The 14683-nt window shown below is 45.7% G+C and carries 13 protein-coding genes, 1 tRNA gene and 1 other annotated feature; all 14 genes read right to left on the minus strand.

All coding sequences use genetic code 11. The annotated features are described in order from the left end of the window. Nucleotides 1-30: 30 nt before the first annotated feature. A complete protein-coding gene (locus LGO15_RS17895; protein ID WP_226085445.1) occupies nucleotides 31-1053 on the minus strand; it encodes a tetratricopeptide repeat protein in 1023 nt (340 codons plus the stop codon). Between the two features lie 143 nt (nucleotides 1054-1196). Further along, nucleotides 1197-1793 carry a 3-isopropylmalate dehydratase small subunit gene (gene leuD, locus LGO15_RS17900; protein WP_167832781.1) on the minus strand — a complete coding sequence of 199 codons (597 nt, stop codon included), beginning with the start codon at nucleotides 1791-1793 and terminating at the stop codon, nucleotides 1197-1199. A gap of 261 nt (nucleotides 1794-2054) precedes the next feature. Then, on the minus strand, nucleotides 2055-3464 hold the full coding sequence (leuC, locus tag LGO15_RS17905; protein WP_167832780.1) for a 3-isopropylmalate dehydratase large subunit: 1410 nt from the start codon (nucleotides 3462-3464) through the stop codon (nucleotides 2055-2057). Nucleotides 3465-3565: 101 nt separating this feature from the next. Further along, nucleotides 3566-4678 carry a 3-isopropylmalate dehydrogenase gene (gene leuB, locus LGO15_RS17910; protein WP_167832779.1) on the minus strand — a complete coding sequence of 371 codons (1113 nt, stop codon included), beginning with the start codon at nucleotides 4676-4678 and terminating at the stop codon, nucleotides 3566-3568. 33 nt (nucleotides 4679-4711) lie between these two features. Next, the gene (locus LGO15_RS17915; RefSeq protein ID WP_167832778.1) at nucleotides 4712-6250 is read right to left on the minus strand and encodes a 2-isopropylmalate synthase; all 1539 of its coding nucleotides are present in this window, start codon (nucleotides 6248-6250) and stop codon (nucleotides 4712-4714) included. Continuing rightward, entirely contained in the window at nucleotides 6237-7259 is a 1023-nt protein-coding gene (ilvC, locus tag LGO15_RS17920; RefSeq protein ID WP_167832777.1) for a ketol-acid reductoisomerase, read from the minus strand. The genes LGO15_RS17915 and ilvC overlap by 14 nt, the downstream gene beginning before the upstream one ends. Before the next feature lie 137 nt (nucleotides 7260-7396). Further along, nucleotides 7397-7912 (minus strand): acetolactate synthase small subunit, encoded by a 516-nt coding sequence (ilvN, locus tag LGO15_RS17925; protein ID WP_167832776.1) that lies wholly within the window; start codon nucleotides 7910-7912, stop codon nucleotides 7397-7399. Beyond that, nucleotides 7909-9618, minus strand: coding sequence for an acetolactate synthase large subunit (gene ilvB, locus LGO15_RS17930; RefSeq protein WP_167832775.1), 1710 nt, complete (start codon nucleotides 9616-9618; stop codon nucleotides 7909-7911). Before ilvB ends, ilvN begins: the two co-directional genes overlap by 4 nt. Nucleotides 9619-9703: 85 nt before the next feature. Then, nucleotides 9704-9957, minus strand: a binding site (T-box leader). Nucleotides 9958-9990: 33 nt separating this feature from the next. Then, the gene (gene ilvE / locus LGO15_RS17935; protein WP_167832774.1) at nucleotides 9991-10893 is read right to left on the minus strand and encodes a branched-chain-amino-acid transaminase; all 903 of its coding nucleotides are present in this window, start codon (nucleotides 10891-10893) and stop codon (nucleotides 9991-9993) included. 369 nt (nucleotides 10894-11262) lie between these two features. Continuing rightward, nucleotides 11263-11339 (minus strand) — tRNA-Arg (locus LGO15_RS17940). A 122-nt stretch (nucleotides 11340-11461) separates the two neighbouring features. Continuing rightward, a complete protein-coding gene (locus LGO15_RS17945) occupies nucleotides 11462-11986 on the minus strand; it encodes a metallophosphoesterase (RefSeq protein ID WP_167832773.1) in 525 nt (174 codons plus the stop codon). Next, on the minus strand, nucleotides 11979-12584 hold the full coding sequence (locus tag LGO15_RS17950) for an XTP/dITP diphosphatase (RefSeq protein ID WP_226085446.1): 606 nt from the start codon (nucleotides 12582-12584) through the stop codon (nucleotides 11979-11981). Before LGO15_RS17950 ends, LGO15_RS17945 begins: the two co-directional genes overlap by 8 nt. 13 nt (nucleotides 12585-12597) lie before the next feature. Then, on the minus strand, nucleotides 12598-13353 hold the full coding sequence (gene rph, locus LGO15_RS17955) for a ribonuclease PH (protein ID WP_167832771.1): 756 nt from the start codon (nucleotides 13351-13353) through the stop codon (nucleotides 12598-12600). A 124-nt stretch (nucleotides 13354-13477) separates the two neighbouring features. Beyond that, nucleotides 13478-14548, minus strand: coding sequence for a GerMN domain-containing protein (locus LGO15_RS17960; RefSeq protein WP_167832770.1), 1071 nt, complete (start codon nucleotides 14546-14548; stop codon nucleotides 13478-13480). Nucleotides 14549-14683 lie beyond the last annotated feature (135 nt).

The following is a 14683-nucleotide window of genomic DNA, read 5'->3' on the forward strand; positions in this document are numbered from 1 at the left end:
CACAGGATTATTTCGTTTCAACAGCTTGGACTATATTATCGGGTAAGAAATTTCTTCTAGCTTCCTGATAAAGTCCAGAACCTGTTCAGTCTCCTCAACTTCGCTTTCGTATATTTCAGCAAATGACTCAAGCGGATCTTCAAACCCGTAATACTCATTGGCGATGAAATGGCAGGTAGCGGCCCATGACGCAGCCTTGCCGAGCGGCAGTTCAAAAGGATAAACCAAAAAGAAATAACGCTCGATCAATCTTTGTACATTTTCAAATAAAACAGGATCATCACTTTCGATTTCATCGCTTAATAGCTGGATGACTCCACTGGTCTCGATATACTCCTTTAGTTCAGGTAATTGATCTGGTCTGAAGGATGCTGTCCAACTGAATTTATGGACCGGAATTTCTTCAGCATACTCTTGTTCTTTCAATATATTAAGCAGCATGGTTTTCAAGAAGGGATGGCCTTCCTCGGATGCGATATACTCCCTTACCTTTTTAATGTAGGGACGGATATTCACTTTTGCGAGACCCGCAGCCGCCATTACCTGATCGTTCGGATTCTTGTAATCAAACAGATTAAGTTCTTCCTCTTCAGCCTCCTCTTCAAAACAATCAAAGGACTCCATTTCTGTTTCGCCATTCTGCATCCGTTTGGCAAATTCAAGCATAGTGATGAAATGTTCATGCTTTTCAGCCGGGATCTCTCGTTCTTCCAGAAGAGCTTCTATTGTCGTAACAATTTCGTTGTACTCATTCAACTGGACCAGGATCATGAGATACATGTCAATCACTTGTATGTACTCACCCATTCCTCCCCGGAGCATCTTCGCAACGATCTCCTTCGCCTGTTGGGCATTGCCTGCTTCGTAATTTGCAAGAGCAAGGCCAACGAATACGTCACTATTCTCAGGATCATGCTCCAAAGCTTGTTCAAGATACTGAATCGCATCCCTGTACTTTTGCTGTTTCAAATAATCCAGGCCTTTTTCCAACAGACGCTTTTCCAGACCAGGAAACAGGATCACATTATCCTTGTTTGATTCCTGTTTTTCCATACACATACCGCCTTACTTTTATTAAAGTTCATTCTATTGTTATCATAATGTTTTTCTTCATGAGTTCCGCTTTTTTAGAAAGTTTAGCACGAATCCCTGAAAAAACAAAAAGATTCACAAGCATCGCCTGTGAATCCATCATATTAGATTACTTTTTCTATATACTTCTGCTCATATTCTCTGATACTGTCTTCAAGCTGGAGAGTGAGTTCAATCTCATCCCAACCATTCAGCAGCATATTATACCAGTATGAACTGATCGCAAAATTCGCCTCAAATCCCTGATCGTCATAAACTCGCTTTTGTTCAAGCGATACAGTCATTTCATACTCGTGACCGCTTGCTTTCTCCAGCAAATAGGAAACGTCTTCTATTGGAAGCTCAATTGGAAGGATTCCGTTTTTCAGGCAATTTTGTTTGAAAATATCAGCAAATGACGGGGCGATCAATACCTTGAAACCGTAATTCAGCAAAGCCCATGGCGCGTGCTCCCTGGAAGAGCCGCATCCAAAATTCTCATTCGCTGCTAAAATGGATGCTCCTTCGTTATCTGGATGATTGAGTTCGAATTGTTCATTTAGCTCTCCATTTGTATGATAGCGCCAGTCATAAAACAGGTACTGGCCAAAACCCGTTTTTTCGACTTTCTTCAGGAATTGCTTTGGAATGATCTGATCCGTGTCCACATTAGTCCTGTCCATTGCAGCGACTTTTCCTTTTAGTTCTGTAAATCCGGACATTGCAGGCTCCTTTCATGGCAAAATATATTTTGTAGAACTACATTCAGCAAATTAGTACTAAAATGACCCGAAATTTACCGTTTCGGGTCATTTTTTACAGGTGAATTCCTTGCTGGAAAAATTATTTTCTTACTCAATCACGGTAATTGCACGAATAAATCCGTTAATTGCACGCTCAAGGCTATTAATTGAACGAATTACTCTATTAATTGCACCATTCATCTCATTAATTGCACTATCAACCTTTATTTTGAAAAAACTCTAAACCGTCATGCCGGCCATTGACCTGACATCGACAAAATGTCCATGAAGTGCGGCAGCCGCTGCCATTGGCGGGCTGACTAAATGGGTACGTGCGCCTGCACCCTGCCTGCCTTCGAAATTGCGGTTAGAAGTGGAAGCACAATGCTCGCCAGCTGGCACAGTGTCTGCGTTCATGCTCAGGCACATACTGCAGCCTGATTCGCGCCATTCAAATCCTGCTTCAATAAAAACCTGGGCAATTCCTTCTGCTTCTGCTGCCTTCTTTACTTGCTGGGAACCAGGTACGACAATCGCATTGACTACAGAGGCAACTTTTTTCCCTTTAACCACCTCGGCGGCTGCCCTGAGATCCTCTATTCTTGAATTGGTACAGGAACCGATAAAAACTTTCGTTACATTAATATCTGTAATCAACTGCCCCTCCGTCAGCCCCATATATTCGAACGCTCTTTGAACGGACTTTCTTTCTGCCTCACTACCGCATTCAGCCAGATAAGGCACTCTGTCTGTAACCGGCGCAGTCATTGCTGGGTTGGTACCCCAGCTGACCATCGGCGCAATGGAATCGCCATCTACCGTGATGGTATGATCATACTCAGCGTCAACATCAGAGCTGAGCTGCTGCCATTCAAGAATTTGATCGAGAAAGGCATCTCCTTGCTCAACATATTTCCTTCCATTTAAATAAGCGAAGGTTTTGTCATCAGGGGCGACGAGAGAAGCCTTGGCCCCTCCTTCAATCGACATATTGCAGATGGTCATCCTTTCCTCCATCGACATCTTCCTGATAGTCTCGCCGCAAAATTCGATGACATAACCAGTACCGAAATTAACTCCATACTTACTGATAATGAATAGGATGAGATCCTTTGCGCTCACTCCCGGTGCAAGCGATCCTGTCACCTCAACCTTAAGCGTCTTCGGCTTCGTCTGCCAGAGCGTTTGAGTGGCCAGCACATGCTCAACCTCACTCGTACCAATTCCGAATGCCAGTGCTCCGAACGCTCCATGCGTCGAAGTGTGGCTGTCCCCGCATACAATCGTCTTTCCAGGCTGTGTCAGTCCCAGTTCTGGCCCAATGACATGGACGATGCCCTGTTCAGGACTGTCAAGGTCGGCCAGGGTAATGCCGAATTCAAGACAATTATTCCTTAACGTATCCATCTGGGTTTTGGCAACAGGGTCATTGATTTCAAGCCGGTTGACAGTCGGTACGTTGTGGTCCATGGTCGCAAACGTCAAATCCGGCCGCCTAACAGACCTATTTTTCAGCCTCAGTCCCGAAAAAGCCTGCGGGGAGGTTACCTCATGAACAAGATGCAGGTCGATATACATCAGGTCCGGTTTACCTTCTTCCCGGCGCACTACATGCTTCTCCCAAATTTTTTCGATGATTGTTTTCCCCAATAATACCCTCCCCTTTTTAGATGCATTTGTATTTGTACGAATAGCCATTGCTGTAAAATCGCAAAATTGACAAGTTTAAATTTTCGAGTTGGCCTCTTTCATCATGCGTAAGCACTCATGATATTCAGGATCGCTTCATTGTCCAGCAGTGCGGCTTTGATTTCTTCGACCATTCCTTCAGTTGTTAAAAATGGTGTGCCAAATACGGCAATGTCGCGGGTTCTGCTGCCAGCGTCCAGCACCTGCTGTACGGCATTTTCAATTGCTTCGGCTTCTTCTTCAAGCCCGAAGGAAAGGCGCAGCATCATCGCGGTTGACAGGATCATCGCGATTGGATTAGCGGCGTTCATACCGGCGATATCCGGTGCAGAACCATGGATTGGCTCATACAGATAAGGGCCTGCAACTGAAACACTGGCAGATGGGAGCATGCCTAGGGAGCCGGTCAGCACGGATGCTTCATCGCTTAAAATATCACCGAACATATTCTCTGTGACCAGCACATCGAACTGGCGCGGATTCTTAATGAGCTGCATCGCAGCATTATCGACCAGCATATGCTCAAGCTGGACATCTGGAAAATCCTTAGCCACCTCTTCTGCTGTCTCGCGCCACATTCGGCTCGATTCCAAAACATTCGCCTTATCTACAGAAGTGACCTTTCTTTTTCTCATGGCAGCTAGCTCAAATGCATAGCGGATGACTCTCTCCATCTCGTTTTTCTGGTAATACAATGTATCTACCACAGAAGCCTCGCCTTTCTGGATGGATCTTTCACTCGGTTTCCCAAAATAGAGTCCTCCGGTCAATTCCCTGACCACTACCATGTCAGCTCCTTCAACGACTTCCTTGCGCAGCGGCGAGATTTCGGAAATGCTAGAGTAGTATTGAACCGGGCGGACATTCGCATAAAGCCCGAGCTCTTTCCGGATTTTCAACAGTCCTTTTTCAGGGCGAATATGACCAGGCATACGGTCCCACTTAGGGCCGCCGACAGCGCCTAACAGGACGGCGTCACTTCCCTTGCAGAGATCAAGGGTATGCTCCGGGAGCGGGGTTCCAAATTCATCGATTGCCGCTCCGCCGATTTCTCCATAAGTAAAATGGAACTTATGATTGAAAAGCTCAGCAACTGCCTGGAGGATGGTAACCGCCCCCCTGCTTACTTCCTTGCCCACGCCATCTCCTGGCAGGATTGCGATCCTTTTTTCCATTACATTCGCCTCCGAATTCTTAAGTGTATTTTTTTAACCGTTGACTGCGACTTTCTTTGTTTCTTCCATATATAGAACTCTATTGACTGCATTTAAGTAAGCTTTTGCTGAAGCTTCGAGTACATCCTGTGCAAGGCCTCTGCCACTTGTCTCGATACCGCCGAAATCCAGCTTTACATACACCTGGGCGAGGGCATCCCTGCCGGCTCCAACAGACTGAATCCGGTAATCAAGCAATCTTGCTTTTTCGTTCATGCAATTTTCAAGCGTATTGTATAAAGCTTCAATACTGCCAGAACCTGTGGACGCTTCCTGTATTTTTTCATTTTGGCAGCCAAACAATGTAACGGTCGCCGTGGGTACCTGGTTCGTTCCATACTGGACCTGGATGGAATCAAGACGATAATATTGCTGTTCTTTTGACAATTTCTCTTCGAGGATGATGGCCACAAGGTCGTCATCCGTCATTTCTTTTTTCCTGTCTGCAAGTTCCTTGAATACGGAGAATAATTGATTGATATCTTCATCTGGAACTGACAGTCCTATTTCGTTCAGCCTGTTCCGAAAAGCGTGGCGTCCAGAATGCTTCCCGAGGACCATCGAGTTATTTTGCAAGCCAACAAGTTCCGGTGAGATGATTTCATAGGTTGTTTTCTCCTTTAGAACCCCATCCTGGTGGATTCCCGACTCATGGGCAAAGGCGTTTCTGCCAACCACGGCTTTATTGGCTGGTACCGTCATACCCGTCAACTTGCTGACAAGGCTGCTTGTTCTGCTGATTTCCTTAAGGTTCAATCCCGTTTTCGCCTGGTAAAAGTCTTTGCGGATATGGAGCGCAACAGCAAATTCCTCCAGTGCCGCGTTTCCTGCCCTCTCACCGATTCCGTTGATCGTTCCTTCAACCTGCGAAGCCCCTGCTGAAACTGCTGCGAGCGAGTTGGCAATCGACATGCCTAAATCATCGTGACAGTGCGCTGAAAGTTCAACCTTACTAATAGAAGGAACATTCTCTCGCAAGTAAGTGAATATCTGGCCATATTCCTGCGGAGATATATAACCGACAGTGTCAGGAATATTGATGACCTTTGCCCCGGCTTTGATGACCTCTTCCACGATTTCAGCGAGGAAATCAAGCTCTGTGCGGCAGGCATCCTCAGCAGACCATTGAATGACCGGAAACTTGGCTGCCGCATATTTCACGGTTCTTACCGCTGTTTCTACCACCTCAGCTTTTGTCTGCTTTAGCTTGTGTACCCTGTGTATGGGTGAAGTAGCGATGAATAGATGAAGCCTTGGCTCTGCACCATGCTTCAATGCCTCCCAAGCAGCGTCGATATCTGTTGTAACCGACCTTGCCAGCCCTGTAACCGAACAGCATTTGATCTGCCGGGAGATTTCTGCTACGGAAGCAAAGTCCCCTTTGGATGCAGCCGGAAAACCAGCTTCAATAATATCCACATTCAACCTCTCAAGTTGCCTGGCAATCTCAAGCTTTTCGGAAAAATTCAGATTGACTCCGGCTGACTGCTCACCGTCCCTCAATGTCGTATCAAATATTTTAATTCTTCGCACTGGCAGCCACTTCTCTCTGCTTTTGTTTGTTGACAAACGGCATCATCTTTCTCAATTCTCTTCCTACCTCTTCAATCTGATGGCGATTTTCTTTTTCATTGATGCTATTGAAGACCGGTCTGTTGTTTTCATTTTCCTCAATCCAGCCCTTGGCGAACTTCCCTTCCTGGATATCAGTCAAAACTCTTTTCATTTCCTCTTTCACCTGGTCATTTACCACTCTCGGGCCGCTGACAAAGTCTCCCCATTGAGCAGTGTCAGAAATCGAATATCTCATTCCTTCGAGCCCGCCTTCATACATCAAGTCGACGATCAGCTTCAATTCATGCATTGTTTCAAAATAGGCCAGTTCCGGCTGGTAGCCAGCCTCGACAAGTGTTTCGAAGCCTGCTTTCACGAGAGATGTCAAACCGCCGCATAATACAGCCTGCTCACCGAATAGATCTGTTTCGGTTTCTTCCTTGAAGGTTGTTTCAAGTGCGCCTGCCCTAAGCGAACCGATCGCTTTCGCATAAGCAAGTGCAAGTTCCCTTGCACTGCCTGACACATCCTGATGGATGGCGAACAATGCCGGCACGCCGGCTCCTTCTTGATACGTCCTCCTGACCAAATGCCCTGGTCCTTTTGGTGCGACAAGCAGGACATCACAGCTTTCAGGAGGGACAATCTGGTTAAAATGAACGTTAAAGCCATGGGCGAACATTAGTGCCTGGCCTGACAGCTGAGGCTCGATTTCATTTTTATACACAGCAGTCTGCCTCTCATCCGGCAGCAGTATCATGACTACATCAGCTGCTGCCACAGCTTCGGCAACTGTTTTAACATCGAAGCCATCCTGTTCCGCTTTCTCCCATGACTTCCCTTGTCTCAATCCGATGACAACTTCAACCCCGCTGTCGCGAAGATTCTGAGCATGTGCATGACCCTGTGATCCATAACCAACTACTGCCACTGTTTTTCCGTTAAAATAAGCCTCATTTGCATCACCGTTATAGTACATTTTCGCCATTTTACCTCTCCCTTTCCGAAAAAAAATTTAGTCTCTGATTGATTGCTGATTTCTACATAGGTTATTACACTTATATAATGCTGATTTCTTTCGAATTAGCATCATCGTAGTTGTTTGTGAAAAGCTAATGAATATCATCAAACAAAAGAAAACGATTTTTGCTGGCCGGTCCGCTGGTTCCCTCTTGGGAATGCTGTCGTTCCGGTACGGGCCAGCTCTCTGATTCCATATGGTTTAATCAAATCAATAAATGCCTCGATTTTTTCCGTTTCGCCTGTCAATTGGATGATGATGCTATCTTTGCTGACATCAATCACCGAGGCCCGAAATGGTTCAATGATCGAATAGATCTCTGCTCGATTGTGAGGCAGGACGGGCACCTTCAAGAGGACGAGTTCCCGGGCGACAATCGCCTGGTCGCTGATGTCCGCAACCTTCAGGACATCAATCTGCTTATTGAGCTGTTTGGTGATCTGTTCGACCATTCCATCATTCTCCACATGGACAACACAGGTAATGCGCGAGACTCCCTCTTGTTCGGTAAGGCCAACCGAAATGCTCTCGATATTGTAGTTCCTCTTAGAAAATAAATTCGTAATCCTATTAAGTACTCCTGGCCGGTTCAAAACCGTCATTGTTATGATTCTTTTCATTTCTTCACTCCCACCATTTCGTGGATTCCTTTCCCAGGTGCAATCATCGGGTAGACATTCTCAGCTCCATCGACCCTGAAATCGAGCAGCACAGGCTCTTTGTCGTGCATCACCTTATCCAGGATCGAGTGCGCTTCTGCTTCGGAGTGGATTTCAAACCCTTTGATTCCATAGGCCTCGGCCAGTTTTACAAAAGACGGCTGCACTGGATTTTTACTGTGTGAATATCTTTCTTTATAAAAAATTTCCTGCCACTGCCTAACCATCCCAAGGGCCTTGTTATTGAATATCGCTATTTTGATAGGAAGCTGAAATTCAGCAATGACCGCGAGTTCCTGTGTTGACATCTGGAAGCCGCCATCTCCGAGAACGGCTACAACACAGGCTTCCGGGTCTGCAAACTGTGCTCCGATGCTGGCAGGGAGGCCGAATCCCATTGTCCCCAGCCCTCCTGATGTCACCCATCGATCTGAATGCTGAAGTTGATAATATTGGGCCGCCCACATCTGATGCTGGCCGACATCGGTCACTACAATCGCTTCGCCATCCGTTTTTTCGTAGAGGAGTTCCATCACCTTTTGCGGTTTAAGTACTTCGCTGTTTTCGTAATGATATGGGAAATCCTTCTTCCAGGCTGATAGCGATTCTGCCCAATCTTCCTGTTGAGGCGGACTGCCTTCAAGACCGAGCAACTGTCTTAACGCCTCTCCGGCATCACCGACGACCGGAATTTGCGTTGCCACATTTTTACCGATTTCAGCCGGGTCGATATCAATATGGGCAACAGCAGCTTTTGGAGCGAAATGCTTTAGATTTCCAGTCAGACGATCATCGAATCTTGCTCCGATATTGATCAGCAGGTCACAATGATAAAGCGCCATATTGGCTGTATAGCAGCCATGCATGCCCGCCATCCCAAGGAACCGTTCATGATTAGCCGGGAAGCCTCCCAACCCCAGTAATGTGTGGACAACATGAAGGTTCTGCTGCTCTGCATATTCTTTTAGTAGATTTGAAGCCTTTGCATGGAGAACACCTGCACCGGCGAGAATGACCGGCCGTTTTGCCCTGCTTACTGCTTCCGATAGTTTTCTTACCTGAAGGTAATTAGGCTCCGTTGTCGGCTGGTAACCAGGAAGGTGGATTTCCTCCTCAGCTGGCACTGCCGCTACTCCCGCTGCAAGGTCTTTCGGAAAATCGATCACCACAGGGCCAGGTCTTCCGCTTGTCGCGATATAAAATGCTTCCTTGATAATCCTCGGAATATCTTTTATATCCCGTACTTGATAGTTGTACTTTGTTATTGGTGTGGTGATCCCAAGGATGTCTGCTTCCTGGAAGGCGTCTGTACCAATCACCCCTGTCGCAACCTGGCCAGTGAAGACGACCAGCGGCAAGGAGTCCATCATCGCATCGGCAATGCCGGTGATGATATTGGTCGCTCCCGGTCCAGAAGTAGCGATCACCACGCCCGGTTTCCCGCTCACCCGCGCATATCCTTCCGCTGCATGGATCCCTCCCTGTTCATGCCTTGGCAGCACATGAAGAATTTTAGAATCATAGAGTTTGTCGTAAATCGGAAGAACAGCTCCTCCTGGGTAGCCGAAGATGACTTCGACATTTTCCTTTTCCAGGGCCTTAATCAGTAAATCTGCACCGCTTACCTCTTTTGTTTTCGCCTTTGTTTCCTGCAAGGCTGCTTCCATTTATCGAACCTCCTACTTTTAACTCACTTGATTTTTACAAAATAAAAAAGCCCATCCATCTCCATATGCCTAAGGTTGCCCTAGGCAAAGGGATGGAATAGGCTTTATCTCCTTGTTCCACGGTACCACCCTTATTCACGCTTTAAGCGTGCGCTCGTGACAGCCTCAGCTGCCGGTTTTGATAACAAGTGCCAAGCACTCGACCAGTTTTACTAGGATTCCTTTCAAACTGGCGCTCCAGGGTGAGTTCACTTATTGCGGCATCACCGGCTTCCAGCAACCCCGGCTCTCTGTGCATGCTGATCGCAATAAATTACTTGTCCCTGTCCTCGCTTTATCCTTATTCAATTATTGCTTTTGGCTTTTGGATTATTAACTAACCTGATGTGCTTTTTCCGAATAAACCTGAATTCCGTCTGCCACTACTTTCGCCCTGAACTCACGCAGGATATTCTTTGTATGTGCTCCAGGTTCTCCATCGCCGATGACTCTTCCATCCACTTTGACGACCGCGATCACTTCTGCTGCCGTTCCTGTAAGGAAAACTTCGTCGGCTGTGTATACATCATGGCGGGTAAATGGTTCCTCCTTCACCTCGTACCCAAGATCTTTAGCAATATCTATAACCGCATTCCTGGTGATTCCTTCTAAAGCTCCTACATAACCTGGCGGTGTGAGGAACGTATTGCCTCTCACGATAAAAATATTATCCGCAGAACCTTCTGCAACATATCCCTGATCGTTCAGCATTAGAGCTTCACTTACATTTGCCAGATGAGCTTCGATTTTCACAAGAACATTATTTAAATAGTTCAGCGATTTCACTTTCGGGCTCAATACGTCTGGACGATTTCTTCTTGTCGCGACTGTCACGATCTCCAAACCTCGGTCATACAACTCTTTCGGGAAAATAGCCAGTGGCTCAACGATGATGACCACGTTCGCGTTCGGACACTTAAAAGGATCAAGTCCTAAGTCCCCGACACCCCTGGAGACAACAATTCGGATATAAGCATCTCTCAGTTGATTCCGTTGCACCGTTTCAACAACCAGGCCGGTGAACTCATCCTTGGAGTGTGGCATGTTCAGCATGATGGACTTGGCTGATCGGTAAAGTCGGTCCATATGTTCTTCCATCCTGAAAATATTGCCGCTGTATACCCGTATCCCTTCAAAAATACCGTCTCCGTATAAAAATCCATGATCATATACTGAAACTTTAGCATTTTCCTTGGTGACGAATTCCCCGTTTAAGTAGATCCATTGATCGGGCACAATAAACACTCCTTTAACAAATAGACGCTTTAAATTATTAAATTCACAGGTTAAAAAAATACAGTTTTACATTATCCAAAAATTGAATAGAAAACTATGACTCACTTTCGAAGCATTTAACTTGTTTTTTTATTTGAGGATTATCTTACGCCCAATTCAACCCCTCGTCAACACCATTTTTCTAAATTATTTGATAATTTAGATTAGTTAGTTAATTTGTATCCGCTTACATTGTTGATATATTCACATTTGCAAAAAAATAATTTTTTTATTCAGGATGTGTTTTGACCTCAGTTCCTGAGGGTGGATCAAAACTTCAAGGCATAAAAAAAACTCACCCAAAAGGTGAGTTAAGGTATGTAGTTTAAATGGCGTCCCAGGAGAGATTCGAACTCCCGACCGTACGCTTAGAAGGCGTATGCTCTATCCGGCTGAGCTACTGGGACGTGGTTGTTTTTTAAAGACAAGATTTATTATATTAGCCAAATAACTAAATGTCAATAAAAAATCAAAAACTTTTTTCTGAGGGAAACCTGTTGGCTCCCCTCAAAAAATCATTATAGTAGTTTTAATTTGTTTTGTGAAGTGAAAACTCTTGCTTCAGTTCAGAAATCTCACCAATTCCAAAGTCATAGATCCGCAATATGGCTTTTCCGCTTTCCAGCTCGAGTATGGCATAACTCTTTTCAGTTCTGCCGCGTGGAAGCCTGATGCTTCCAGGGTTGATGAACAGTACATCATCCACCATTTCTGCTCCCAGCAAATGAGAATGCCCAAAGCAGACGATATCAGCCTGCAGTTCTTTTGCCTTATAGTACAAGTTTACCAGTGTGGATTTCACTGAGTATAGATGCCCATGTGTCACGAAAATTCTAACGCCATTGATCGCATGAATCTCCTCATCAGGGAAATTGCCATAAAAATCGCAATTTCCCTTCACCGAACTGAAATTCACAATCGCAGCATCACTTTCAGAAAGCTCTGAGTCTCCGCAGTGAATCATCAAGTCCACATCATTTCCATGCAAATTCTCAATTCCCTCAAGCACCTCAGTAGACCCGTGGCTATCACTGACAATCAGCACCCTACTCATGGCGTTCCTCATGCTCTTTAAGGAGCTGATCCAGCTTCCTGATCGCATTTGCCCTATGGCTGATCTTGTTTTTTTCGTCTGATGCCAATTCAGCCATCGATTTCCCCTTTGTTTCTACGAAGAAAATCGGATCGTAGCCAAAACCATTGGAACCGCGCCTCTCCTCAAGGATTCTTCCTTCACACGTCCCGAATACAGTCAATGTCTCCTTGCCAGGCTCTGCCATCGCAAGTGCACAGCAGAATCTTGCAGTACGCTCGCTTTCCGGGACACCCTGAAGTTCATTGAGAACTTTGTCGATGTTGTTTTCATCATTTTTTTCAAGACCTGCGTATCGTGCCGAATAGACACCCGGCCTGCCTTCCAATGCATCAATTTCAAGCCCGGAGTCATCCGCAATCACTCTCACACCAAGGCTTTTAGCAATCGTTTCAGCTTTTAGTATGGCGTTTTCCTCAAAAGTTGAACCTGTTTCTTCCACATCTTCTAGCTCTGGATAATCGAGTAGAGTTTTCACCGCCAACCCTTTTGGTAAAAAAAGGTTCTCAAACTCCTTTGCTTTTCCGCTATTTTTTGTCGCGATAATGACTGAGTCCATTTTGAGATCTCTCCTATCTCCGTTTTCCGCCCTCAATTTTGGCAGTCAATTCTTCTCCGAGTGCTTCCTTTTGTTTCTCGAAAAGCTCTGAAATTCCATCTTGTGCAGCCTTTAAAAGATCCTGCAGCTGGCTGTATGAAAAAGTCGCTTCTTCCCCAGTGCCCTGCAGCTCAACAAATTCCCCATTTCCAGTCATGACAACATTCATATCGACATGGGCAGCAGAATCCTCGACATAATTCAAATCTACCACAACCTCACCTTTCTCTAAAACGCCTACACTCGTTGCAGCAAGGAAGTCTGTCACTGGAAAAGCAGACAGCTTCTTTTGCTTGCTCAGCTTCTCAAGAGCCATAGCCATCGCAACAAAAGCACCTGTGATCGAAGCGGTACGCGTTCCGCCATCTGCCTGGATGACATCACAATCGACCCAAACTGTCCGCTCTCCTATAGCCTCGAGATTGACGACAGCGCGCAATGCCCTGCCAATCAAACGCTGGATTTCCATCGTTCTTCCGGAAATCTTACCTTTTGCCGCCTCACGTATGTTCCTTTGTTCGGTAGCACGCGGGAGCATCGAGTATTCTGCCGTGATCCAGCCTTTGCCCTGGCCCCTCATAAATGGGGGAACGCGGTCCTCAATGCTGGCTGTGCAGATCACTTTCGTATCTCCAACAGAAATCAGTACCGAACCTTCTGGATGTTTCAAGTAATCCGTTTCAATATGTATTGGTCTTAATTGCAATGGTTCACGCCCATCAAATCGCATTATAAGTATCCTCCTCAACATGATAAAAGACAGGCAGCCTGCCTTTAAACCACAATATAAATAAGAGGCAGGAAAAACGCCTGCCTCTTTGGATGTCTTTAATTAGTATATCAAAATCTGGCTATTAAAAACTACCTGTGTTTACTTTTTCAGGCCTTGTAACTGGCTCTGCCAGTTTTTCTCCCGATTCTGTAAGAACCTCAGCCTTTCCGTTCACCGTAAGTGCCACACTTTCTAAACCCGTCTGTTCAGTAAGTGAAAGCACAAGCGAATTCAGCAAGTGTTCAGAGACCATTTTTTCTTCAAAGCTGCCGTAAATGGATTCATTGAAGTTCAATGTCACCTTGCCATCCTCAACCTTAGGTGCGTCAAGCAGCTTCACGCCTGACTGGAAGTCGGAGAGAAGATTGGATGCATACGCCGGCCCTTCAACAAGCTCGTTGACGATCGCGGTGATATTATCCTTAACAGCATTGCTGACACGCTTCGTTACTGGTACATAATAATACGCGCCTTCTTCACCGCCAATATAATAAACCGTGACTGCTTTCGTGTTTGTGATATCAACAACATCGGAATTGTCCACATTGATGCCATCCGCACGGCTCAGCTCTCCTCCAATCGGAGTGCCGCCTACAGGCATTACTTCAAGAGGAGTTCCATTCATCTGAAGCTTCACTTCATCGACAGTATCAAATTGGGTGAGAGTCCATGTTACAGCCTGAAGAATCTTCTTTTCATCCTCTTTTTTATAGGATGCAAATTCCTTTGAAAAATCAACGGTTGCTGTTCCGTCCTTGATGTTCACTGTCATTTGTGTGTCAGCTGGAAGGACGGCCCTGAAGCCATTTGGAAGCATTTGTTCGACAGGCCCATTTGCCACAAGGTATTCCAAAGCCTGCTGGGCGACTCCCTCTTTTTTCGGAAGTCCCATCGTCTGCGAGACGACATAACCATTTTTATCAATCAAATACAATTCTGTCTGAATGGATGTTTCAACTGCTTCTTTTCCATCTTCAGCTGTTTCTGTAGTAACATTTTCATCAAGCGCCTCTCCATCTTCCATGAGCGTGACATCCTGAGGAGGATCAATCTTCTTCTTTTCCTCGCCCCCGAACAGCCCGCAGCCAGATAGGAATACCGTAGTTGCCAGTGTAGCAGCTGTAACGACCACAGCCTTTTTATTTTTTGACATATAAATCCCTCCAAAGACAGTTTGTACTAATATGTATACGAGCCTCTGGATATTTTAGACCGCCTTTGAGAAGATTTTAGTAATTAATTGATGATAAAGAAAACGCTCGGTTATAACCGATTGTTGATCCTACCA

Origin of the sequence: Mesobacillus sp. S13, assembly GCF_020422885.1 — a bacterium.
GTDB lineage: Bacteria > Bacillota > Bacilli > Bacillales > Cytobacillaceae > Mesobacillus > Mesobacillus selenatarsenatis_A.